Raw genomic sequence first — 21387 nt, 5'->3', positions numbered from 1 at the left:
ATGATCCGCAGCCCGAACCGTGCGGCTCGGATCCGCGCACCCAACCACAGCGCAACCACGACGCCCTCGAAGCCCTCGCTTTCCGCGCCCTGGAATCCGGCGACCTGGGCACCCACAACGGCCTACCCGTCACCGTGATCGTCTCCACCACGCTGCAGGAGTTGGAGAACGGCGCCGGAATGGCCGTCACCGGCGGCGGCACCCTACTGCCGATGCGCGACCTGATCCGCTTGGCCGCCAACGCCTTCCACTACCTCTACGTCTACGACAAACACACCGAACAATCCCTCTACCTGGGACGCGCCAAGCGCCTCGCCAACGCCGCGCAACGCATCGTGCTCCACGCCAAAGAACGCGGCTGCACCCGGCCGGGCTGCTCTGCGCCCGGCTACCGGGCCCAAGTCCATCACGCCGTCGCGGACTGGAAAGACGACGGCAAAACCAACATCGACGACCTCACCTTCGCCTGCGGCCCCGACCACCGCATGCTCGACAAAACGAAATGGCGCACCCGCAAAAACGCCAAAGGCCAAACCGAATGGCTACCACCACCAGACCTCGACACCGGCCAACACCGCACCAACGGCTACCACCACCCCGAACGCTACCTCCTCCCCGAAGATCAAGACGACGACCCATAGCCCGGTCTAGCCTCAGGGAATGAGCTGCATCTACCGGCGATCGTCCACGCTCGCCGCAGCTGCCGCGTGGGTAGTACTGGCCGCCACATTCACCGCGCCAGCCGCACAGGCCGCCCCCTATGGCAGCAACGGAGTCTTCGGCGTGACCACCCAACCGCGCGATGGCTGGGCAACCACCTATATCCCGCCGGGCCGCTACCGCGTCGACCAGTCGCCCAGCATGCAGCCCTACCAGAGCCCGCCCGGCCTCTGGTTCCGGTGCAGCAACTTTCCTTGCGCTGCAACGTTTCCCGGGAACATCATCGGGACGGGAAATGCCCTCAGGAACGCGCCGACCTTCGTCGACATCTTCCCCACCGATGTCGCGGTCGCGCTCTTGAACGTGACACTGACGCCCGCCTGATCACAGCGGCGAGGCACCGCGCAGATGCTCGAAGATCAGAGAGGTCTGCGTTCCTGCGACATCGGCGTCGGCGTTGAGGTTGTCGACGACGAACGCCCGCAGATCGTCGGTGTCACGCGCCGCGACATGCAGGATGAAATCGTCGGCGCCGGCCAGGAAGTAGACATCCATCACCTGCGGCTTGCGCCGGATCGTCTGGATGAAGTTCCGAATCTTGCCGCGCGAGCTGGCCTGCAGACTGACCGAGATCATCGCCTGCAGTGTCAGTCCGATTGCCGCGGGATCGATGTCGGCATAGAACCCCCGGATCACACCCAGGTCCTGCAGACGTCGGACCCGGCCGTGGCACGTCGACGGCGCGATCCCGATCAGATCGGCGAGCGCAGAGTTCGACATCCGCGCATCGGCGTGCAGCGCCGTGAGTATGCGCCGGTCCACGTCATCGATCGACGCGCCCCGAACATCCTTCGGGCGTGCCGCCCGCACACTGTCAAGAACCGATGATTCTTCCGACATATCCGCATCGTACGGAATCATCGTCATCTTTATTGCTCCTCTTCCGATGTTTCTTCACAATTGGAGAAACCGATTCCCCAACAAGGAGCGATCATGCGCGTCGGCGTCCCGACCGAGATCAAGAACAACGAGTTCCGCGTCGCGATCACCCCGTCCGGTGTCGCAGAGCTGGTACAGCGTGGCCACGAGGTCCTCATCCAGGCCGGGGCCGGCGAAGGCTCTGCCATCTCCGATGCGGACTACAAGCGCGCCGGCGCGCAGATGATCAACGGCGCCGACGAGGTCTGGTCCGAGGCAGAGTTGCTGCTCAAGGTCAAGGAGCCCATCGAGCCCGAGTACACGAAGATGCGGAAAGGCCAGACGCTCTTCACCTACCTCCACCTCGCCGCCTCGAAGCCCTGCACAGACGCTCTGATGGCATCCGGCACGACGTCGATCGCCTACGAGACCGTGCAGACCGCCGACGGCGCCCTGCCGCTGCTCGCCCCGATGAGCGAGGTCGCGGGTCGGCTGTCGGCCCAGGTGGGCGCGTATCACCTGATGCGCAGCCACGGCGGCCGCGGCGTGTTGATGGGCGGTGTCCCCGGTGTCGCACCGGCGGAGGTCGTCGTCATCGGCGGCGGCGTCGCCGGCTACAACGCCGCGCGCATCGCCAAGGGCATGGGCGCACACGTCAACGTCTTCGACGTCAACATCAACACCCTGCGCAAGATCGACAACGAGTTCAACGGCAGCATCGAGACCCGCTACTCGTCGATGCTCGACCTCGAAGACGCCGTCAAGGGCGCCGACCTGGTCATCGGTGCGGTACTCGTGCCCGGCGCCAAGGCGCCCAAGCTCGTCACCAATTCCACTGTGGCAGCCATGAAGTCGGGCGCCGTGCTCGTCGACATCGCGATCGACCAGGGTGGCTGCTTCGAGGACTCCCGGCCGACCACGCACGACGATCCGACATTCGCGGTGCACGACACCGTCTTCTACTGCGTGGCCAACATGCCGGGCGCGGTCCCCCGCACCTCGACCTATGCGCTGACCAACGCCACGCTGCCCTACGTGCTCAAGCTCGCCGGCAAGGGGTGGCAGGACGCGTGCCGCGTCGATGCCGCACTGGCGAAAGGGCTTTCGACGCACGAGGGCGCGCTGCTGTCCGAGCAGGTCGCCACCGATCTCGACCTGCCCTACACCGACCCGGCCGACCTGCTGGCCTGAGGACTCGCCGTCCTCAGTCGATGAAGTCGCCGTCGACGTAGAACCATCGCCCGCCACGCACTGCGAACCGGGAACGTTCGTGCAGCACACCAGCCTTGTGGTGCGCCCGGAACTCCACCTCCCCCGCGACGTCGCCGCGCGCGCCGTCCACGCGATCGACGATCTCCAGTCGCGTCCACGTGACGGTGTGGTCGGCGACGTCGTCAGGGCGGGTCCGCGGATGCCACGTCCGCCACAGATAGTCGGTGTCACCGACGACGTAGGCGCTGTAGCGCGAGCGCATCAGCTCCTCAGCCGTCTCGGCCTGGCGCTCCCCGACGAGCAGCGGCAGGCAGCAGGCACCGAACCGATCGCCGGCGCCGCAGGGGCAGGTCTCGTCGGCGCGCATGCCCACAGTGTCACGACTTGACAGGTGTCAAGTAAACTCGCGGACATGCTTGCGCTCACCGACGTCCTCCCGCACGCCCCGACCACCACGGCCGACGCCCTTGAGCTGTTCGACTCCCGCCCAGCCGTCGAACCCGACTTCATGCTGGGCACCTGGCACGGCGCCGAACTGCCCACCGATCACCCGCTGGACGGCATGCTCGCGGCCAGCGGCTGGTGGGGAAAGCACTTCGGCAACAGCGAATCGGTGGATCCCCTCCTGTTCCCGACCAACGACGGCACCGGCCTGTGGGCACTCAATCCCGTGCTCGCTTTCGCCGGCCTGGGTGTGGCCACGAAGGTGCCTGCGCTGAAGAACCAGAACTTCGCGGGCGCTATCGCCGCACTGAAGCCCGCGCTGAAGGCGCGCGGACCGAAAGCACGTCTGCGCACGACCCGCTACCGCGGGGTCGACACGGCGACGATGATCTACGACCAGCTGCCGATCAACGACGTGTTTCGCGAATTGGACGAGAGGACCGTCATCGGCGCGATGGACCTGCGTGGCATCAAGGCGCCGTATTTCTTTGTCCTTCAGCGCGACAACTCGCTGCGCCTGGTTTAGGGCCCGTCCAGTTCCGCCAGCGCCAGCGTGGCCAGTTCGCCGATCAGCGGACGCAGGCTGGCCGCGTCGGGATCGTCGACGGCCGACCGGGTCATGATCGCCAGCAGCATCCGCTGCCCGGCGGGACCGTAGACGACGCCGACATCGTTGGTGGTTCCGTAGTCGCCGCTGCCCGTCTTGTCGGCGCTGGTATATCCGGCAGGCAGACCGGCGCGCATGCTGGATGTCTGGTTGCCCAGCATCCAGTCGACAAGTTGCTGGCGCTCCGCGGGTCGCAACACGTCGCCGGTCAGCATCACCCGGTAGCCCGAGCCCAGCGCGCGAGGCGTGCTGGTGTCGCGAGGATCGCCGGGCACCGCGGAGTTCAACTCCACCTCCCAGCGGTCCAGCCGGCTGCGGTCATCTCCGATGCTCCGCGCGAACTCGGTGATCGCGGGTGGGCCGCCCAGAGTGCGCAGCAATCCGTTCGCCGCCGCGTTGTCGCTCTGCTGCAGCGCGGCCTGGCACAGCTCGGCCAACGTCATCGATGCGCCGACCCGCGGCTCGGTCACCGGCGAGTGCGGACGGATGTCGGCAGCCTCGATCGCCACGGTGTCGCTCAGCGCCAGCCGGCCCTGCTGCGCACGCTGCAGCACCGCTGCTGCGGCGTACGCCTTGAAGGTGGAGCACATCGCGAACACCTCGGCATCGCGGTAGCCGAGACTCTTCTGTGTGTCGAGATTGACTGCGTACAGGCCGATTTGGGCATTATGACGCTTTGCGAGCGCTTCGATGCGCTCCTGCGCGGGGGGCAGGGGTCGGGCAGGATCGGCGAGAACGGTCTGCGATGAACACGCACTCAGCGCGAGCAGAGACAGCCCACCGAACAGCACGTGCCGTCGGGAAAATTCCGTCATCGCGTGCCAGGCTACCGGTCAACCCGCGATGGTCTGAAGAGCCCTCGGTAGCGAGCGCTTCGTGCGCACCGGGCCCAGCACCGCGGCGCCGAACGGCTTGGCGAGTAGTTGCCTGGCCACAGCGTTGACCTCTTCGAGCGTCACGTTCTCGATCTTCGACAAGGTGTGCGCGATCGTGCGGTGCTGTCCGTAGTTGAGCTCGCTGCGCCCGATGCGGTTCATCCGGGAACCCGAATCCTCCAGTCCCAGAACCAATCCGCCGCGCAGCGAGCCTTTGGCGATCCGGCACTCGCCGGCCGTGATGCCGTCGCGCGCCACCTCGGCCAGCACGTCGGTGGTCACTCGGACCACCTCGTCGAACCGCTCGGGAAGGCACCCGGCGTAGATCGACAGGGCACCACTGTCGGCAAAGGTGTCGACCGTCGAATACACCGAGTACGCCAGACCCCTGGTCTCCCGAATCTGTTGGAACAGTCGCGAACTGAGGCCTCCACCGAGCGCCGTGTTCAGCACCGACAACGCCCACCGATGATCCCAGTGCCGTCCGGGCGTCCGAACCCCCAACGACAGGTGGGTCTGCTCGCCGTCCCTGTTGACCAGTTGCAGCGTGGGGCGTCCGGTGACGCGGCCGGCGCCCTTGCGGGGAGCCACCGGTGTGCGCCCGCGGACCAGCCGCGCACCGAAGTGCTCGCGGACCAGCGCGACGACCTCGTCGTGCTGGATGTTTCCCGCCACAGCCACCACCATCCGGTCAGGTGTGTAGCGCCGCAGATGGAATGAGTGAAGCTGCGCCCGCGTCATCGCCGAGATCGACTCGACGCTGCCGATGACGGGTCGGCCGACCGGGTGGTCGCCGAACATCGCCGACAGGAAGACGTCACCCAGCGTGTCCTCGGGATCGTCGTCGCGCATCGCGATCTCCTCGAGCACCACGTCGCGCTCGACCTCGACGTCGTCGGCGGCACAACGCCCGTTCAGCACGACGTCGGCGACCAGGTCGACGGCCAGCGCCAGATCCGAATCGAGCACATGCGCGTAGTAGCAGGTGTGCTCCCGCGCGGTGAACGCGTTCAGCTCGCCGCCGACCGCGTCCACCGCCTGCGCGATCTGGACCGCGGAGCGCGTCGGGGTCGACTTGAACAGGAGGTGTTCCAAGAAGTGCGCAGCACCGGCCACGCTGCGGCCCTCGTCTCGCGAGCCGACGTTGACCCACACCCCGACCGACGCCGAATGCACGGACGGGATGTGCTCGGTGACCACGCGCAGACCGCCGGGCAATTGGGTGCGGCGCACCGCCGCGGACTTGTCGGTGTCGCCGGAGCGACGTCCGCGGCGGAGCGCGCCCGTGTTAGCTACTGGCGGACGCTGCTGCATCAACCGGTGCGTCAGCGGGTGCGTCGGTCGTCTCGGACGCCGAGTCTTCTTCGGCGACGAGGACCAGCGAGATCTTGCCGCGGTTGTCGATGTCGGCGATTTCGACACGCAGCTTGTCGCCGACCTTGACGACGTCCTCGACCTTGTTGATCCGCTTGCCGCGACCCAGCTTCGAGATGTGCACCAGGCCGTCACGACCCGGCAGCAGCGACACGAAGGCCCCGAAGTCGGTGGTCTTCACGACCGTGCCCAGGAATCGCTCGCCGACCTTGGGCAGCTGCGGGTTCGCGATCGCGTTGATCTTGTCGATCGCGGCCTGCGCCGCCTCGCCGTTGGAGGCGCCGACGAACACGGTGCCGTCGTCCTCGATGGAGATCGACGCGCCGGTCTCCTCGGTGATCGAGTTGATCATCTTGCCCTTGGGTCCGATGACCTCGCCGATCTTATCGACCGGGACCTTGATCGTGGTGATCCGCGGTGCGTAAGGGCTCATCTCGTCGGGGGCGTCGATGGCCTCGGCCATCACCTCGAGGATGGTGAGGCGGGCATCCTTGGCCTGCGACAGGGCGCCGGCCAGAACCTGCGACGGGATCCCGTCGAGCTTGGTGTCCAACTGCAGGGCGGTGACGAAGTCCTTGGTGCCCGCGCACTTGAAGTCCATGTCGCCGAAGGCATCTTCTGCGCCGAGGATGTCGGTCAGCGTGACGAAGCGGCGCTCCGTCTTGCCGTCAACTTCGACGTCGTCGGACACCAGGCCCATCGCGATGCCCGCAACCGGGGCCTTCAGCGGCACACCGGCATTCAGCAGCGACAGAGTCGACGCACACACCGAACCCATCGACGTAGAACCGTTGGAGCCCAACGCTTCCGACACCTGACGGATCGCGTAGGGGAACTCCTCGACGCTCGGCAGCACCGGTACCAGCGCACGCTCGGCGAGCGCACCGTGGCCGATCTCGCGGCGTTTGGGCGAACCGACGCGGCCCGTCTCACCCGTCGAGAACGGCGGGAAGTTGTAGTGGTGCATGTAGCGCTTGGACGTCTCCGGCCCGAGCGAGTCGATCTGCTGGGCCATCTTGACCATGTCGAGGGTGGTGACGCCCATGATCTGGGTCTCGCCGCGCTCGAACAGCGCACTGCCATGAGCCCGCGGGATCACCGCGACCTCGGCCGACAACGCGCGGATATCGGTGACGCCACGCCCGTCGATGCGGAAGTGATCGGTCAGGATGCGCTGCCGCACAAGCTTTTTGGTCAGCGATCGGTAGGCAGCGCCGATCTCCTTCTCGCGGCCGGCATACTGCTCGGCGAGGCGCTCGAGGACCTCGACCTTGATCTCGTCGGTGCGGTCGTTGCGCTCTTCCTTGCCCGCGATGGTCAGCGCCTGCGACAGCGCCTCGGTGGCCACCGAGGCGACGGAGTAGTAGACGTCCTCGGCGTAGTCCGGGAACAGCGGGTAGTCGGCGGTCTCCTTGCCCGCAGCACCGGCCAGCTCGGCCTGCGCGTCGCACAGCGCGGAGATGAACGGCTTGGCGGCCTCCAGGCCCTCGGCCACGACGGTCTCGGTGGGCGCACCCGCGCCACCGGCGACGAGCTCGATGACATTTTCGGTCGCCTCGGCCTCGACCATCATGATCGCGATGTCCTTGGGGTCATCCCCCACCTTGCGTCCGGCGACGACCATGTCGAACACGGCCTTCTCCAGCTGCTCGACAGTCGGGAACGCGACCCACTGACCGTCGATGAGCGCGACGCGCACGCCGCCGACCGGTCCGGAGAACGGCAGGCCGGAGATCTGGGTGGACGCTGACGCCGCGTTGATCGCGAGCACGTCGTACAGATCCTTGGGGTCCAGGCTCAGAACCGTGACCACGACCTGGATCTCGTTGCGCAGGCCGCTGACGAAGGACGGGCGCAGCGGCCGGTCGATCAGACGGCAGGTCAGGATCGCGTCGGTGGAGGGGCGTCCCTCGCGGCGGAAGAACGATCCGGGGATGCGGCCCGCGGCGTACATCCGCTCTTCGACGTCGATGGTCAGCGGGAAGAAGTCGAAGTGGTCCTTGGGCTGCTTGCTGGCAGTGGTGGCGCTCAGCAGCATGGTCTCGTCGTCGAGGTAGGCGACGACGGCGCCTGCGGCCTGCTGGGCCAGCCGACCGGTCTCGAAGCGGATGGTGCGGGTGCCGTAGCTCCCGTTGTCGATCACGGCGGTGGATTCGTACACGCCGTCTTCAATTTCAACTACAGACATGGATGTCCGTACGGCCTCTCTGGGTCATCTACGGTTTTGCGTGATCACGCGCGATGTTGCGGACACCCCGGGGGTGACCCGGGAAGTCGCCCCTGATGCGTCGACGGCCGTCGATCGAAGCGGCCGGAGAAATGTCTCCGACAGCCACTACCGAAGACCGCGCGATCGGGCGGTACGTGTCGTGTCACGCGGGAACGGTGCACGCGGGTCTGCGAGGACCGCACCCAAGTGTGTTCGTGCCCCGGCCCGGATGTCGCCGTCGGAGCGGCCCCGCGCAGGAGAACGCACCCATGTTACATCCCGGCACCGCCGAAACCCCTAATCGCAGGCGTCGGTCCACAACGACGCCGCCCCGCTGTCGAAACACAACGGGGCGGGGCGCAGAACTGCTCGGGTCAGCGACGCAGACCGAGGCGCTCGATCAGTGAGCGGTAACGCTCGACGTCGACCTGCGCGACGTACTTCAGCAGCCGGCGGCGACGGCCGACCAGCAGCAGCAGCCCGCGGCGCGAGTGGTGGTCGTGCTTGTGCTGCTTGAGGTGCTCGGTCAGGTCGGAGATCCGCTTGGTCAACAGCGCGACCTGGGCCTCCGGCGACCCGGTATCGGTGTCATGCAGGCCGTACTGGCCGAGAATGTCTTTTTTCTGCTCGGTAGAGAGCGCCACGAAACAACTCCATCAATTCGGTCCGCGAACATCGGGTGAGTCCCGAGAAAGAGCACGGCCACCGCGAACTGCAGCACGTCTCAGGTCGGCAGGGAGTTTAGCAGCGCGCCCCTGCCGGTCGCCAATCGGCGAAAGTCCAGCTACTGGGCCGAAAGGATGGTGCGAGCCCGGTCGGTGTCCGCGCCCATCGCCGTCACCAGGTCGGCCACCGAATCGAACTTCTCCTGGCCGCGCAGCCGGGCGACGAAGTCGACCGCGACGTGCTGGCCGTAGAGGTCCGCGCTGGTGTCCAGGACGAACGCCTCGACCGTGCGGGTGCGCCCGGAGAACGTCGGGTTGGTGCCGACGGACACCGCCGCCTGATAGCGCTCCCCGGGGGTGACGGTGCCGACCACGGGCCCGTGCCCGAGCACGGTGAACCAGGCCGCGTAGACGCCGTCGGCGGGAATCGCCGAGTACATCGGCGGGGCGACGTTGGCGGTCGGGTAACCCAGATCCCGGCCGCGACCGTCGCCGCGGACCACCACGCCTTCGACGCGGTGCGCTCGTCCCAGCGCCTCGGCAGCGGCGACCATGTCACCGGCGTCGACGCAGGACCGGATGTAGGTCGACGAGAACGTCACGGTCTCGTGCTGGTAGGTCTGGGCAGCCTCGGACAGCAGAGCGAGGGAGTCCACGGCGAAGCCGAACCGCTCGCCTGCCTTGCGCAGCAGGTCGACGTTTCCGGCGGCTTTCTTGCCGAACGTGAAGTTGTCCCCGACCACGACCTCGACGACGTGCAACCGCTCGACGAGCAGTTCGTGGATGTAGCGCTCGGGGGTGAGCTTCATGAAGTCCGCGGTGAACGGCATGACGAGGAAGACGTCGATGCCCAGTTCCTCGACCAGCTCGGCCCGCCGGGTCAGCGTGGTCAGCTGCGCCGGGTGACTGCCGGGGAAGACGACCTCCATCGGATGGGGGTCGAACGTCATGAGCACCGTCGGCACACCACGCGACCGGCCCGCCTTCACGGCGCGACTGATCAGCTCCTGATGCCCACGATGGACGCCGTCGAACACACCGATGGTGACGACGCATCGACCCCAGTCTGTGGGGATTTCGTCCTGCCCCCGCCAGCGCTGCACGCCGCTAGCCTACGACCCGCCCGCAACTTAGGCCCAAATCGCGGCCCGGCGACACCAACGGATCAGGTGATGGTTGCCTAAACTTCAGTGTCGTGAGCCCCGACGGCAGCCCGGCCGACCCCACCGACCTGTCGACGGTCGCCCAGGACTACCTGAAGGTCATCTGGACCGCGCAGGAATGGTCGCGCGAGAAGGTCAGCACGAAACTGCTGGCCGACCGTATCGGGGTTTCGGCGAGCACCGCCTCGGAGTCCATCCGCAAGCTTGCCGATCAGGGTCTTGTCGACCACGAGAAGTACGGCGCGGTGACGCTCACGGAGGCGGGCAGGCGCGCCGCTCTGGCCATGGTGCGCAGGCACCGGCTGATGGAGACGTTCCTCGTCAACGAGCTCGGCTACGGCTGGGACGAGGTGCATGACGAGGCCGAGATCCTCGAGCACGCGGTCTCCGACCGGATGCTCGACCGTATCGACGCCAAGCTGGGCTATCCGACGCGCGATCCGCACGGGGATCCGATCCCCGCTGCGGACGGCAAGGTGCCGACCCCGCCCGCACGTCAGCTGTCGGCCTGCCAGGACGGCGAGGCGGGCACCGTCGCGCGGATCTCTGACGCCGATCCGGAGATGTTGAGGTACTTCGATTCCGTCGGCATCAGCCTGGACTCCCGCTTGCGCGTCGTCGCCCGGCGCGACTTCGCCGGGATGATCTCGGTGGCCGTCACGGGCCCAGAAGCACCCGGCGCCGAGACGACCGTGGATCTGGGAAGCCCTGCCGCGCAAGCAATCTGGGTCATCGCATAGGAGGCACCGTGGCCAAACTGGAATTGTCCCGCTCGCTGCCGATGCCGGCCGACCAGGCCTGGGAGCACGCATCGGACCTGTCGTCGCTCGGCGATTGGATGAGCATGCATCAGGGCTGGCGGTCCGATCTTCCCGACGAGATCACGGTGGGGACGACGATCGTGGGGGTCGCGGGCGCCAAAGGGATGCGCAACAGGGTCACGTGGACGGTCGAGCAGTTCGACCCTCCGTCGGCGCTCGCGGTCAGCGGCGAGGGCGTGGGCGGAACGCGCTACAAGCTCACGATGAAGGTGGCCTCGACCGGGGATGGCTGCACGTTCACGGTGCGCATGGATCTCGGGGGTGCTCCCCTGTTCGGGCCCATCGGCGCGGCGGCCGTGCGCGCGGTCAAGGGCGACATCGACAAGTCGATCAGGGAATTCGAGCGGCTCTACTGCTGAGCGCTCAGGCGGTCGACGAGCGCGCTCAGCTCCGCGTACTCCCACGAGCCTCCGCCGTGCTCCTTCCAGCTGTCGTGAGCGCGATCGAGCGCGTCCTGCGGCGCAACGCCCTGGGCACATTGCAGCGCCGCCATCGCCAGCAGCAGCGCGCTCGTCTCGGGCGAGTAGATGATGTCGTCCTTCACAGGGCACCTTTCTTGTGCGAGTCGCGCCGAATGCACGCATTCTGACCAAAAGTGCGAGAGGGTCCGTCAACAACCGTGCATTCGGCGCCGCCTCAGAGAGTGGCGGGCCGGATCACGACCACCGACGTCGTCCGCGAGCCGGAGTCCTGCAGCAGCGCCATCACCCGCCCGTCGGTCGCCGTCGCCGCGTAGACGCCGTCGATGCCCGCGGGGGGCAATGGACGCCCGTGGCTTGCGTCGATCGCCTCGGTGTCGCTCAGCTCGCGCCGCGAAAAGGCCTGCAGGCACGCCTCGTCGAGGGAGTAGCTCAGGTCGGCTCGCTCGGCCAGCTCGTCGAGCGTGCGGGCCTGGTCCAGCCCGAACCCTCCGACGCGGGTCCGTCGCAGCGCGGTGAGGTGACCGCCGACGCCCAGCGCGGACCCCACGTCGCGTGCCAGCGCCCGGATGTAGGTACCGCTGGAGCAGTCAACGGCCACATCCACGTCGATCAGCTCGCGCACACGGCGGACGGCGAGGACGTCGAACCGGTCGATGCGCACAGGCCGGGCGGGCAACTCCACAACCTGTCCTTCGCGGGCCATCTGGTAGGCGCGCTTGCCGTCGACCTTGATCGCGCTGACCGCCGACGGCACCTGCTCGATCGGCCCGCGTAGCGGCGCGACGGCCGCCTCGATCTGCTCGCCGGTCACATGAGATGCCGAAACCTGTTGCAGCAGCTCACCTTCGGCGTCCTCGGTGGATGTCGTCCGGCCCAGCCGGATCGTCGCCTCATATGACTTGTCGGTCGCCGTCAGCAGACCCAGGATCTTGGTGGCGCGCTCGATACCGACGACCAGCACCCCGGTCGCCATCGGGTCCAGCGTGCCCGCATGTCCGACCTTGCGGGTGCCGAACAGGCGGCGACAGCGCCCGACGACGTCGTGGCTCGTCATACCGCCGGGCTTGTCGACGACGACCAGGCCGGGGGCTGGACTGCTCCTCACGTGCGCGGCCGCTGTCACAAGACGATCGCGGTGAGCGCGATCCCATTGCGCACCGACCATCGGCCCGAGAGCGTGGTCAGCGGTGGACCGGATTCAGCCGCCGGGTCGATCAGGATCCGCGACGAGAACGTGCCGGCCTGCCCCGTGCCGTCCGAGCTGTCGACGTCGAACGTGATGTGCGCGTCCTCGAAACCCAGCCACCGGTGGGTCAGCGGATACCAGGCTTTGTACGTCGCCTCCTTGGCGCAGAACAACACTCGGTCCCAGTGCACGCCGCCCGGCATCCCCCCGAGTTCGTGGCGTTCGATGGGCAGGCTGATCGCGTCGAGGACACCGTTGGGGAGCACGTCGTGTGGCTCGGCGTCGATGCCCACCGACCGCACCTGCGCACGACGGCCGATCGCCGCGCCGCGGAACCCTTCGCAGTGGGTGAGGCTGCCGACCACGCCGTCGGGCCAGCAGGGTTCGCCCTTGTCTCCCTTGAGGATCGGCACCGGCTCCATTCCAAGGTCGACGAGTGCCTGGCGCGCGCAGTGCCGCACGGTGATGAACTCGTTGCGCCGCTTGGCAACCGACCGTGCGATCAGCGGCTCCTCCTCGGGCAGCGGTGCGAGCTCCCTCGGGTCCGTATACAACTCGGCGGCGGCCAGGGCGTCGTCACCGCCGGGCAGCACGCCGGCGAGCAAGGGTGCTGCGATCACGCCCGGTCCCTGATCCGCTGTTGCATTTTTTCCGCGTTCTCGCGCATCTCCTGCGTGATCTGGAAGTGGCCGCCGAACTCATTGAGATAGCCGGGCGCATATTTGGGGTCCGGCAGGATCTGGCGCAACCAGCGATAAGGCCTGCGGCGCCGCCACTCTCGCGGATAGCCGACGGAGACCTCCTCGAACCGCACACCGTCGTACCACGTGGTGCGCGGGATGTGCAGGTGGCCGTAGACCGAGCAGATCGCGTTGTAGCGGGTGTGCCAGTCGGCGGTGGCCGTGGTGCCGCACCAGAGCGAGAACTCCGGGTAGAACATCGCCTCACAGGGTTCGCGCACCATCGGAAAGTGGTTGACCTGGACGGTCGGCATCATCCAGTCCAGATCTTCGAGTCGCTTGCGCGTGTAGTTGACGCGGTCGCGGCACCATGCGTCGCGCGTCGAATACGGCTCAGCCGAGAGCAGATATTCATCGGTGCCGACGATGTTCTTCTCCCGGGCGATCGCGAGGCCCTCGGCCTTCGTGCCCGCCCCCTGCGGCAGGAACGAATAGTCGTAGAGCAGGAACATCGGGACGATCGTCGCGGGCCCGCCCTCCTCGGTCCACACCGGATAGGGATGCTCGGGGGTGATGATGCCCATCTCGTCGCACATGTTGACGAGGTAGTCGTAGCGCGCCTTGCCGAAGATCTGCATCGGGTCGCGCTGGGTGGTCCACAGCTCGTGGTTCCCCGGGATCCAGATCACCTTGGCGAAGCGTTTGCGCAGCAGGTCGAGTGCCCACCGGATCTCGTCGGTGCGTTCGGCGACGTCGCCGGCGACGATCAGCCAGTCGTCGGGTGAGGCGGGATGCAGCGACTCGGTGACCGGCTTGTTGCCGGTGTGCCCGGTATGGAGGTCACTGACCGCCCACAATGTGGGGCGCCGTTCGTCAGTGGTCACAACCCGTCAGCCTACTGGTGGACACGGGGTGGCCACCCGGTGGCAACTAGAACAGGTTCTAAGTTCCCGCCCTGCGGCCCGGCACGGCCCGATACACTCCCGGGACACGTTGTGTGTCCGACCACAACAACCGGCACCCGAGGGGGTTTCAGATGGTTGCCAAGCTGCGACTGTTCTCGGCGCTGTGCGCGCTGGTCGCAGCGGTGGTCGTGGTGGGGCAGGCCAATCCGGTCGGGCCCGCGGCGACGGGAAGCGTCGACCTGCGCTCCACATTCGCGCCCCTGCCGAACGCGACCACCACGATCAAGTCGCCCGTGATCGAACTCACCGACCCCGACCCGTTCGACCCGTGCCGCGACATCCCGCTCGACGTCGTCCAGCGCATCGGCCTGGCCTACACACCGCCGACACCCGAGGACAGCCTGCGTTGCAAGTACGACGCCGGCAACTATCAGATGGCCGTCGAGGCGTTCGTCTGGCGCACGTACGAGCAGACGCTGCCACCGGACGCCGTTGAGCTCGACGTCAACGGTCACCGGGCCGCCCAGTACTGGATCATGAAGCCCACCGACTGGAACAACCGCTGGTGGATCACCTGCATGGTGGCGTTCAAGACGAGCTACGGCGTCATCCAGCAGTCGCTGTTCTACTCGCCGATCTACTCGAACCCCGACCCGGACTGCCTGCAGACCAACCTGCAGCGCGCCCACGAGCTCAGCCCGTTCTACATCTACTAGTGGCCTACCGGGCTGTGCGTAGCCTCGTGGGGTGACGCTCCAGCAGGCCGCCATGGCGAGGCTCGGCACCGCGCTGCGGCTGCCGCCGTCGACCACAGAGTTCGCCGTCGACCGCCGGGTGCGGGTGCCGATGCGCGACGGTGTCGATCTGATCGCCGACCATTACGCGCCGCGCACGGACAGGCCTGCCGGAACGTTGCTCGTGCGGGCTCCGTACGGACGCGGGTGGCCGTTCTCCGGCGTGTTCGGCGCCGTGTATGCCGCCCGCGGCTACCACGTCGTGTTGCAGAGCGTGCGGGGCACGTTCGGCTCCGGGGGCGAATTCGACCCGTTCGTCCACGAGGTCGACGACGGCGCCGACACGGTGCGGTGGTTGCGAGAGCAGCCGTGGTTCACCGGGACGTTCGGCACGATCGGGCTGTCCTACCTCGGCTGGACCCAGTGGGCGCTGCTGAGCGACCCGCCGCCGGAGCTGAAGGCCTCGGTGATCACGGTCGGCCCCCACGATGTCAGCGGGCCACGTTGGGGCACCGGCTCTTTCGCACTGAACGACTTCCTCGGCTGGAGCGACCTCGTGTCGCGGCAGGAAAACCCGAATCGCCTTCTCCTGCTTCTTCGGCAGGCGCGCGCGCAACAACTCGTGACGAAGGCGTCGCTGGGCTCCCCGCTGGGTACCTCCAGCCGCGCGCTGCTCGGTGCGGGCGCGCCGTGGTTCGAGTCGTGGCTCGATCATCCGGACAGCGACGACCCGTTCTGGACGGGCCTGCGGTTCGGCGATGCGCTCAAGCGCAGCGAGGTCCCTGTGCTGTTCCTGACCGGGTGGCAGGACCTGTTCCTGGAACAGACCCTGGAGCAGTACACGCAACTGCGCGCCCGCGGGGTCTCCGCCGGCCTCACCGTCGGGCCGTGGACGCACGGCCACATGATGACCAAGGCGGCGCCAACGGTGCTCCGCGAGACGCTCGACTGGCTCGGCACCCACCTCGGCGGCGAACCCGCCACCCGGCCCGCACCCGTGCGCATCCACGTCAAGGGCGCAGGCTGGCGGGATCTTCCCGAGTGGCCGCCCGCGGCGACGAACCTCGTCCTGTTCCCGCATCCCGGTGGTCGATTGCGTTCCGCACCAACGAGATCCGATCAGTCGGTGACGTTCGTGTACAACCCGGCCGACCCGACTCCGACCGTCGGTGGACGGCTCCTCTCCCCCGCGGGCGGTTACCGTGACGACACGGGGCTGTCGCGCCGCGCGGACACCGTGACGTTCACCGGCGATCCGCTGCCCACCGACCTGCGGGTGATCGGAACACCGGTGGTGGAGCTGTCACACACCTGCCCCAACCCGCACAACGACCTCTTCGTCCGGATCAGTCAGGTCGACGCGCACGGCGACTCGCGCAATGTCAGCGACGGCTATCTGGCCGCCGCCCCGTCCGCAACGGCGCGCATCGAACTGGACTCTGTCGCTTGGACTTTCCCGGCAGGCTCCCGGGTCCGGGTCCTCGTCGCGGGCGGTTCCCATCCCCGATTCCTGCGCAACCGGGGCACCGGCGAACTCTCCTCCGGCGCCACGGCGTTCGCGACCGCTCGGCACACCGTGCATCTCGGCGACGCGACCAGGGTGACGCTGCCGGTCTCAGGCGACTGAGTCCCTGACCTGCTGCGCGACGGCATCCAGCGCTTCGTCGTCGTGCACGGGCGTCCCCCAGGTCGGGCTCACCGGCAGCGGCACCCAGCTCGAACAGCCGCGATACTCGGGCGCGCGGTCCAGCCGCACGGGAGTGGTCAGCGGGGCCGCCGAGACCACCAGAACGGTCAGCCGGTGTCGCGGCCGGAAGTCGAGCCTATCCTCCTGGACCGACTGCGCGGTCCAGATGTGCAGTGGCGCAATGTCGGTCAACCCTTCTGGACGTTCGACGGCGATGGCGGCGACCACCCGCGCGCCGGCCCGCAGGACGACCGCATCCTCGGTGCTGTCGGCGGCGGCGGCCTCCAACAGGTCACGATGCTCGGGGCGTACCCGTTCGGCATGGCTGTGCGCGACGGTCGGGAACAGCAGGAACCGCATCTGCGCGACGTCAGCTGCCACCTCGAACCGCTTCTCGTGGATACCGCCCTTGCGCAGCAGGACGGTCTGCCTGCCGTCGAGCAGCGCGTGCACCGCCGCGCTCCATTCCTTCAGCGCGGGATGCGTCATTTCACGTTGAGGCGTGCGCGAACTTCCGGACGTCGCAGCGGCGGAAGGGTTTTCGGCGGCTGCTTGCGGGGTTGCAGCCCGGCCAGCAGCCGCTGCGTGGTCCGGGTGACCTCGGCGACCGCGATCTCGAACGCTTCGGCGTTCGCGCCTGACGGCCGGGTGATCCCGCTGACCTTGCGCACGTACTGGCGAGCGGCCGCCTCGATCTCCTCGCCCGTGGCGGCCGGTTCCAGCCCCCGCAACTCCGTGATGTTTCGGCACATGACCTCCACGATAGGCGGTTGACACGTGTCGATACGGTGAGCAAATGAGCACCCCCACCGAAGATGTCCTGCTGATCGACACCCGCGACCGCGTCCGCACCCTGACGCTCAACCGGCCCGGTTCGCGCAACGCGCTGTCGTCTGCGCTGCGCGGCAGCCTGTTCGCGGCGCTGCGGGACGCCCAGGCCGCCGACGACGTCGACGTCGTCATCCTCACCGGCGCCGACCCGGTGTTCTGCGCCGGACTCGACCTCAAGGAACTGGGCGACACGACCGATCTTCCCGACATCTCGCCGAAGTGGCCGCCGATGACCAAGCCCGTCCTCGGCGCCATCAACGGCGCCGCGGTCACCGGCGGTCTGGAGATCGCGCTGTACTGCGACATCCTGATCGCTTCCGAGCAGGCTCGCTTCGCCGACACCCACGCCCGGGTGGGCCTGCTGCCGACATGGGGTCTGTCGGTGCGGCTGCCGCAGAAGGTCGGCGTCGGCATGGCCCGCCGGATGAGCATGACCGGCGACTACCTGTCGGCGGACGAGGCACTGCGCTGCGGGCTCGTCACCCAGGTGGTGCCGCACGGCGAGCTGCTCGACACCGCCCGCGCGATTGCGACGTCGATCGTCGGCAACAACCAGAAGGCGGTGCGTGCGCTGCTCGCCTCCTACCACGCCATCGACGACGGCCAGAACAGCGCAGCGCTGTGGCAGGAGGCGGCCGCTGCGCGCGAGTGGATGAAGAGCGCGACCGGAGACGACATCGCCGCCAGCCGCAGCGGCGTGATCGAGCGGGGACGGTCCCAGGTGCGTTAGAGCGCGGGCAGAACCAGCTCGCGGTAGCGTTGCTTCATCGTCTCCAGGATCTCCACACCATCTGTGGCCCAGACGGATTCGTTGAAGATCTCGACCTCGACGTCGCCGCCGTAGCCGGCGTCGCGCACCAGGGCGGAGATCGAACCGAAGTCGATGACGCCGTCCCCCATCATGCCGCGGGACACCAGTGGGTCGGCCTCCATCGGCACCAGCCAGTCGCAGATCTGATAGCTGCTGATGCGGCCCTGCGCGCCGGCGCGCGCCACCGAATCGGCGAGCGCCGGATCCCACCACACGTGGTAGGTGTCCACCACGACACCGACCGTTCGCGCCGGGTGCGGCGCAGCCAGCTCGAGCGCTTGGGCCAGGGTGCTGATCACCGCCCTGTCGGCGCAGAAGACCGGATGCAGGGGTTCCAGCGCCAGCCGCACATCGCGCTCGGCGGCGTAGGGCACGAGCTCGGCGAGGCGGTCGGCCAGCCGGCGGCGCGCACCGACGAGGTCGCGGTCGGGGATGCCTCCGACCACCATGATGAGTTCGGGGGCACTCAGCGTCGCGGCCTCGTCGATCGCACGGCGGTTGTCGTCGAGAGCGGTCTCAGCGTCCTCGATTCCGGTGAGGAATCCACCTCGGCACAGGCTGGACACCCGTAACCCGTTGTCCAGCACGATCTTCGCGGCCTGCTCGACGCCGGCTTCGGCAACCCGGTCTCGCCACAGCCCGATCGCGGGAAGACCCGCCGCCGCGGTCGCCTCGACCGCCTCACGCAACGTCCAGCGCTTGGTCGTCATGGTGTTGAGCGAGAGCCGTCCGAACATCAGCTCACCCCGTTCAGGGTCAGGAAGGTGCGCATCCGGTCTGCCGCCAGGTCCGGGTCGGTGAGCAAGCCCGCACGGTCGGCGAGCACGAACACCTCGCAGAGGTGGTTGACCGAACGTCCGCTGGCGAGGCCGCCCACCATGGCGAATCCTGGCTGATGGCCGTTCAGCCAGGCGAGGAATGCGATGCCCGTCTTGTAGTAGTACGTCGGTGCAGAGAAGATGTGCCGACCCAGCGCCTGCGTCGAATCGAGGATCTGCCGGGCGGCGGCATCGTCTCCGGCGTCGAGTCGCTGAAGTGCGGTCGACGCCGCGGGATAGATCGCGGCGAAGATGCCGAGCAGCGCGTCCGAGTGGCTCTGACCGTCGCCGAGGATCAGTTCGGGATAGTTGAAGTCGTCGCCGGTGTAGAGCCGCACGCCGTCGGGCAGTGCCCGGCGTAGCGCAACCTCGTGTGCGGCATCGAGCAGCGACACTTTCACCCCGTCGACCTTGTCGGCGTACTGGCGGATCAGCCCCTCGAATGTCGCTGTCGCACTGTAGATGTCCGTACTGCCCCAGTAGCCCCGCAGAGCCGGGTCGAACATCTCGCCCAGCCAGTGCAGGATGACGGGCCGATCGGCCTCGGCGAGCAGGGTTCCATAGACCGACAGGTAGTCCTCGGGCGATGCCGCCGTCTGCGCGAGCGCCCGCGACGCCATCAGGATCACCTGTGCACCTGCGCCGCGCACCACGTCGATCTGCTCGCGGTAGGCGTCGACGATGACCTGCAGCCCGCCCGGTCGATGCGGCGCGTCGGCCAGCTGGTCGGTGCCCGCACCGCACGCGAGCAGTCCGCCCACGGCGGCGGCCTCACGGCCCGAACGGGCGATGAGCTCGCGGGTGGCCTCCCAGTCCATGCCCATCCCGCGTTGCGCGGTGTCCATCGCGTCGGCGACGCCGAGCCCGTAGGACCACAGCTCATGCCGATACGCCAGCGTGGAGTCCCAGTCCAGATCGGCCGGAGCGCCGGGGGTGTTGTCCGCCAACGGTTTCGGGACGACATGCGCGGCGGCGTAGGCGATGCGGGAACTGATGGGCTGCAGTGGACGGCGCCACTCACCCGGCGCCCCGAGCTGGTGGCGACGCAGCTGCCCGTCCACCGGGAGCAGGACCGACGCGGTCGATGTGGCCGTCGTCGCGGTCACAGCACGATCTCCGGAACCTCGAGCCTGCGGCCCTCCGCCGAGCTCCTGAGCCCGAGTTCGGCCAGTTGCACGCCGCGCGCCGCCGACAGCAGCCCGAAGCGATGCGGCCGGCCGGCCATCACGTCACGCAGGAACTCCTCCCACTGCAGTTTGAAGCCGTTGTCGAGATCGGCGTTTGCGGGGACCTCGAGCCATTGGTCGCGAAACTTCTCCGTGACCGGCAGATCGGGATTCCACACCGGCTTGGGGGTGTGAGCCCGCTGCTGTGCGACGCAGCGCCGCAGCCCGGCGACGGCGGAACCGTGGGTGCCGTCGATCTGGAATTCGACGAGCTCGTCGCGGTAGACGCGCACAGCCCAGGACGAGTTGATCTGCGCGACGATGCCGCCGTCGATCTCGAAGATGCCGTAGGCGGCGTCGTCGGCGGTGGCCGGGTAGGACTGCCCTGCCTCGTCCCACCGGGTCGGGATGTGCGTGACGGCGCGCGCCGTCACGGCCTGCACCGCCCCCAGCAGGCCTTCCATCACGTAGTTCCAATGGCAGAACATGTCCACGGTGATCCCGCCGCCGTCTTCGGCGCGGTAGTTCCAGCTGGGCCGCTGCGCCGGCTGGCCGTCGCCTTCGAAGACCCAGTAGCCGAATTCGCCGCGCATCGACAGGATGCGGCCGAAGAAGCCCTCGTCGACGAGGCGCCGCAGCTTGACCAGGCCGGGGAGATAGAGCTTGTCGTGCACCACGCCGGCGACCACCCCGGCGTTCTCCGCCATGCGCGCCAGTTCGATTGCTTCGGTGAGGGTCTCAGCGGTGGGCTTTTCGGTGTAGACGTGCTTGCCCGCCTTGATCGCCGACGACAGTGCCTCGACCCGACGCGAGGTCACCTGCGCGTCGAAGTACACGTCGACGGTCGGATCGGCGATCACCGAGGCGACGTCGGTCGTCCATTCCGCGACGCCGTGCTCGGCGGCCAGGTCGGCGATCTTGTCGGCGTTGCGTCCGACCAGGATCGGTTCGACGGCCACTCGCGTGCCGTCCTCGAGCAGCAGGCCACTGTCGCGCAACGGCAGGATGGACCGCAGCAGGTGCTGGCGATAGCCCATCCGGCCGGTGACGCCGTTCATGGCGATGCGCAGGGTCCTGCGCGACCCGTTCGATGAGGTCGATGAAGTCATCGGGGAATGTCCTTGTCTGGGATGCCGGGCCGGCGGAGATGTCCGGACGCGCGGCCAGTGCTGTCGGATGACCTGCACCGCTGACATCTC

General features: G+C 67.9%; 25 protein-coding genes. 9 read left to right on the top strand and 16 right to left on the bottom strand.

All coding sequences use genetic code 11. From position 1 onward, the window contains the following. Both ACAG24_RS28915 and ACAG24_RS28910 read left to right on the top strand, forming a co-directional pair. Positions 1-641: HNH endonuclease signature motif containing protein (locus ACAG24_RS28915; RefSeq protein ID WP_370476252.1), on the top strand; the 641-nt coding region annotated here is incomplete at its 5' end. A gap of 19 nt (positions 642-660) precedes the next feature. After that, on the top strand, positions 661-1044 hold the full coding sequence (locus tag ACAG24_RS28910; RefSeq protein WP_370476250.1) for a hypothetical protein: 384 nt from the start codon (positions 661-663) through the stop codon (positions 1042-1044). Here ACAG24_RS28910 and aldR read toward each other — a convergent pair whose 3' ends face one another. Then, positions 1045-1560: an HTH-type transcriptional regulator AldR gene (gene aldR / locus ACAG24_RS28905; protein WP_370476247.1), complete on the bottom strand. Its 516-nt coding sequence runs from the start codon at positions 1558-1560 to the stop codon at positions 1045-1047. Between the two features lie 93 nt (positions 1561-1653). Here aldR and ald point away from each other — a divergent pair, with 93 nt between their 5' ends. Continuing rightward, positions 1654-2769: an alanine dehydrogenase gene (gene ald, locus ACAG24_RS28900; RefSeq protein WP_370476244.1), complete on the top strand. Its 1116-nt coding sequence runs from the start codon at positions 1654-1656 to the stop codon at positions 2767-2769. 13 nt (positions 2770-2782) lie between these two features. On the opposite strand, the gene ACAG24_RS28895 is transcribed toward ald, so the two are convergent. Continuing rightward, positions 2783-3157 carry a YchJ family protein gene (locus ACAG24_RS28895; RefSeq protein ID WP_370476241.1) on the bottom strand — a complete coding sequence of 125 codons (375 nt, stop codon included), beginning with the start codon at positions 3155-3157 and terminating at the stop codon, positions 2783-2785. A gap of 45 nt (positions 3158-3202) precedes the next feature. On the opposite strand from ACAG24_RS28895, the gene ACAG24_RS28890 reads away from it, so the two are divergent. Continuing rightward, positions 3203-3760 (top strand): DUF4334 domain-containing protein, encoded by a 558-nt coding sequence (locus ACAG24_RS28890; protein ID WP_370476239.1) that lies wholly within the window; start codon positions 3203-3205, stop codon positions 3758-3760. Here the strand turns inward: ACAG24_RS28890 and bla are convergent. From bla to ACAG24_RS28865, 5 genes are all read right to left on the bottom strand, one after another. Continuing rightward, positions 3757-4656, bottom strand: a complete 900-nt coding sequence (gene bla, locus ACAG24_RS28885; protein WP_370476237.1) for a class A beta-lactamase — start codon at positions 4654-4656, stop codon at positions 3757-3759. The genes ACAG24_RS28890 and bla overlap by 4 nt on opposite strands. A gap of 18 nt (positions 4657-4674) precedes the next feature. Beyond that, positions 4675-6030: a M16 family metallopeptidase gene (locus ACAG24_RS28880; RefSeq protein ID WP_370476234.1), complete on the bottom strand. Its 1356-nt coding sequence runs from the start codon at positions 6028-6030 to the stop codon at positions 4675-4677. Next, on the bottom strand, positions 6005-8278 hold the full coding sequence (locus ACAG24_RS28875) for a polyribonucleotide nucleotidyltransferase (protein WP_370476232.1): 2274 nt from the start codon (positions 8276-8278) through the stop codon (positions 6005-6007). The genes ACAG24_RS28880 and ACAG24_RS28875 overlap by 26 nt, the downstream gene beginning before the upstream one ends. 395 nt (positions 8279-8673) lie before the next feature. After that, a complete protein-coding gene (gene rpsO / locus ACAG24_RS28870) occupies positions 8674-8943 on the bottom strand; it encodes a 30S ribosomal protein S15 (RefSeq protein ID WP_024445988.1) in 270 nt (89 codons plus the stop codon). A gap of 140 nt (positions 8944-9083) precedes the next feature. Then, complete coding sequence (locus tag ACAG24_RS28865) at positions 9084-10067, bottom strand: bifunctional riboflavin kinase/FAD synthetase (protein WP_370476229.1); 984 nt, start codon at positions 10065-10067, stop codon at positions 9084-9086. 92 nt (positions 10068-10159) lie between these two features. On the opposite strand from ACAG24_RS28865, the gene mntR reads away from it, so the two are divergent. Together mntR and ACAG24_RS28855 are read left to right on the top strand one after the other, a co-directional pair. Further along, positions 10160-10867 (top strand): manganese-binding transcriptional regulator MntR, encoded by a 708-nt coding sequence (mntR, locus tag ACAG24_RS28860; RefSeq protein ID WP_370476227.1) that lies wholly within the window; start codon positions 10160-10162, stop codon positions 10865-10867. 8 nt (positions 10868-10875) lie between these two features. Further along, complete coding sequence (locus tag ACAG24_RS28855; protein ID WP_370476224.1) at positions 10876-11307, top strand: type II toxin-antitoxin system Rv0910 family toxin; 432 nt, start codon at positions 10876-10878, stop codon at positions 11305-11307. Here the strand turns inward: ACAG24_RS28855 and ACAG24_RS28850 are convergent. The 4 genes from ACAG24_RS28850 to pptH form a co-directional block, all read right to left on the bottom strand. Then, on the bottom strand, positions 11298-11492 hold the full coding sequence (locus ACAG24_RS28850) for a hypothetical protein (RefSeq protein ID WP_370476222.1): 195 nt from the start codon (positions 11490-11492) through the stop codon (positions 11298-11300). The two genes, ACAG24_RS28855 and ACAG24_RS28850, sit on opposite strands and share 10 nt — an antisense overlap. Positions 11493-11584: 92 nt before the next feature. Further along, on the bottom strand, positions 11585-12475 hold the full coding sequence (truB, locus tag ACAG24_RS28845; protein WP_370476219.1) for a tRNA pseudouridine(55) synthase TruB: 891 nt from the start codon (positions 12473-12475) through the stop codon (positions 11585-11587). A 14-nt stretch (positions 12476-12489) separates the two neighbouring features. Continuing rightward, positions 12490-13176 carry a 4'-phosphopantetheinyl transferase PptT gene (pptT, locus tag ACAG24_RS28840; protein WP_370476216.1) on the bottom strand — a complete coding sequence of 229 codons (687 nt, stop codon included), beginning with the start codon at positions 13174-13176 and terminating at the stop codon, positions 12490-12492. Then, positions 13173-14120 carry an ACP phosphodiesterase PptH gene (pptH, locus tag ACAG24_RS28835; protein WP_370476214.1) on the bottom strand — a complete coding sequence of 316 codons (948 nt, stop codon included), beginning with the start codon at positions 14118-14120 and terminating at the stop codon, positions 13173-13175. The genes pptT and pptH overlap by 4 nt, the downstream gene beginning before the upstream one ends. A gap of 152 nt (positions 14121-14272) precedes the next feature. Between pptH and ACAG24_RS28830 the strand changes: the two genes are divergently transcribed. Together ACAG24_RS28830 and ACAG24_RS28825 are read left to right on the top strand one after the other, a co-directional pair. Next, entirely contained in the window at positions 14273-14857 is a 585-nt protein-coding gene (locus ACAG24_RS28830) for a DUF3558 domain-containing protein (protein ID WP_370476211.1), read from the top strand. Between the two features lie 52 nt (positions 14858-14909). Beyond that, complete coding sequence (locus ACAG24_RS28825; protein ID WP_370476254.1) at positions 14910-16502, top strand: CocE/NonD family hydrolase; 1593 nt, start codon at positions 14910-14912, stop codon at positions 16500-16502. On the opposite strand, the gene ACAG24_RS28820 is transcribed toward ACAG24_RS28825, so the two are convergent. Together ACAG24_RS28820 and ACAG24_RS28815 are read right to left on the bottom strand one after the other, a co-directional pair. Beyond that, the gene (locus tag ACAG24_RS28820; protein WP_370476209.1) at positions 16491-17051 is read right to left on the bottom strand and encodes a DUF1802 family protein; all 561 of its coding nucleotides are present in this window, start codon (positions 17049-17051) and stop codon (positions 16491-16493) included. The two genes, ACAG24_RS28825 and ACAG24_RS28820, sit on opposite strands and share 12 nt — an antisense overlap. After that, positions 17048-17314 (bottom strand): DUF2277 domain-containing protein, encoded by a 267-nt coding sequence (locus ACAG24_RS28815; protein WP_370476206.1) that lies wholly within the window; start codon positions 17312-17314, stop codon positions 17048-17050. The genes ACAG24_RS28820 and ACAG24_RS28815 overlap by 4 nt, the downstream gene beginning before the upstream one ends. A 44-nt stretch (positions 17315-17358) precedes the next feature. On the opposite strand from ACAG24_RS28815, the gene ACAG24_RS28810 reads away from it, so the two are divergent. Continuing rightward, the gene (locus ACAG24_RS28810; protein ID WP_370476203.1) at positions 17359-18123 is read left to right on the top strand and encodes an enoyl-CoA hydratase; all 765 of its coding nucleotides are present in this window, start codon (positions 17359-17361) and stop codon (positions 18121-18123) included. Here the strand turns inward: ACAG24_RS28810 and ACAG24_RS28805 are convergent. Genes ACAG24_RS28805 through ACAG24_RS28795 form a run of 3 tightly spaced genes read right to left on the bottom strand, consistent with a single transcriptional unit; the run spans position 18120 to position 21297 of the window. Continuing rightward, a complete protein-coding gene (locus ACAG24_RS28805) occupies positions 18120-18941 on the bottom strand; it encodes a sugar phosphate isomerase/epimerase family protein (protein ID WP_370476201.1) in 822 nt (273 codons plus the stop codon). The two genes, ACAG24_RS28810 and ACAG24_RS28805, sit on opposite strands and share 4 nt — an antisense overlap. Then, positions 18941-20128, bottom strand: a complete 1188-nt coding sequence (locus ACAG24_RS28800; protein WP_370476198.1) for a dihydrodipicolinate synthase family protein — start codon at positions 20126-20128, stop codon at positions 18941-18943. Before ACAG24_RS28800 ends, ACAG24_RS28805 begins: the two co-directional genes overlap by 1 nt. Beyond that, on the bottom strand, positions 20125-21297 hold the full coding sequence (locus tag ACAG24_RS28795) for a Gfo/Idh/MocA family protein (RefSeq protein ID WP_370476195.1): 1173 nt from the start codon (positions 21295-21297) through the stop codon (positions 20125-20127). Before ACAG24_RS28795 ends, ACAG24_RS28800 begins: the two co-directional genes overlap by 4 nt. Between the last annotated feature and the right edge of the window lie 90 nt (positions 21298-21387).

The organism is Mycobacterium bulgaricum (assembly GCF_041287165.2).
Taxonomy (GTDB): Bacteria; Actinomycetota; Actinomycetes; order Mycobacteriales; family Mycobacteriaceae; genus Mycobacterium; species Mycobacterium bulgaricum.
This window is presented reverse-complemented; position numbering and strand designations above follow the sequence as displayed.

Bases quoted from the DNA above. Each gene is read 5' to 3' on its own strand.
- ACAG24_RS28910 (WP_370476250.1), top strand. From the start codon at position 661: ATGAGCTGCATCTACCGGCGATCGTCCACGCTCGCCGCAGCTGCCGCG.
- aldR (WP_370476247.1), bottom strand. From the start codon at position 1,560: ATGTCGGAAGAATCATCGGTTCTTGACAGTGTGCGGGCGGCACGCCCG.
- ald (WP_370476244.1), top strand. From the start codon at position 1,654: ATGCGCGTCGGCGTCCCGACCGAGATCAAGAACAACGAGTTCCGCGTC.
- ACAG24_RS28895 (WP_370476241.1), bottom strand. From the start codon at position 3,157: ATGCGCGCCGACGAGACCTGCCCCTGCGGCGCCGGCGATCGGTTCGGT.
- ACAG24_RS28890 (WP_370476239.1), top strand. From the start codon at position 3,203: ATGCTTGCGCTCACCGACGTCCTCCCGCACGCCCCGACCACCACGGCC.
- bla (WP_370476237.1), bottom strand. From the start codon at position 4,656: ATGACGGAATTTTCCCGACGGCACGTGCTGTTCGGTGGGCTGTCTCTG.
- ACAG24_RS28880 (WP_370476234.1), bottom strand. From the start codon at position 6,030: ATGCAGCAGCGTCCGCCAGTAGCTAACACGGGCGCGCTCCGCCGCGGA.
- ACAG24_RS28875 (WP_370476232.1), bottom strand. From the start codon at position 8,278: ATGTCTGTAGTTGAAATTGAAGACGGCGTGTACGAATCCACCGCCGTG.
- ACAG24_RS28830 (WP_370476211.1), top strand. From the start codon at position 14,273: ATGGTTGCCAAGCTGCGACTGTTCTCGGCGCTGTGCGCGCTGGTCGCA.
- ACAG24_RS28825 (WP_370476254.1), top strand. From the start codon at position 14,910: ATGGCGAGGCTCGGCACCGCGCTGCGGCTGCCGCCGTCGACCACAGAG.
- ACAG24_RS28820 (WP_370476209.1), bottom strand. From the start codon at position 17,051: ATGACGCATCCCGCGCTGAAGGAATGGAGCGCGGCGGTGCACGCGCTG.
- ACAG24_RS28815 (WP_370476206.1), bottom strand. From the start codon at position 17,314: ATGTGCCGAAACATCACGGAGTTGCGGGGGCTGGAACCGGCCGCCACG.
- ACAG24_RS28810 (WP_370476203.1), top strand. From the start codon at position 17,359: ATGAGCACCCCCACCGAAGATGTCCTGCTGATCGACACCCGCGACCGC.
- ACAG24_RS28805 (WP_370476201.1), bottom strand. From the start codon at position 18,941: ATGTTCGGACGGCTCTCGCTCAACACCATGACGACCAAGCGCTGGACG.
- ACAG24_RS28795 (WP_370476195.1), bottom strand. From the start codon at position 21,297: ATGACTTCATCGACCTCATCGAACGGGTCGCGCAGGACCCTGCGCATC.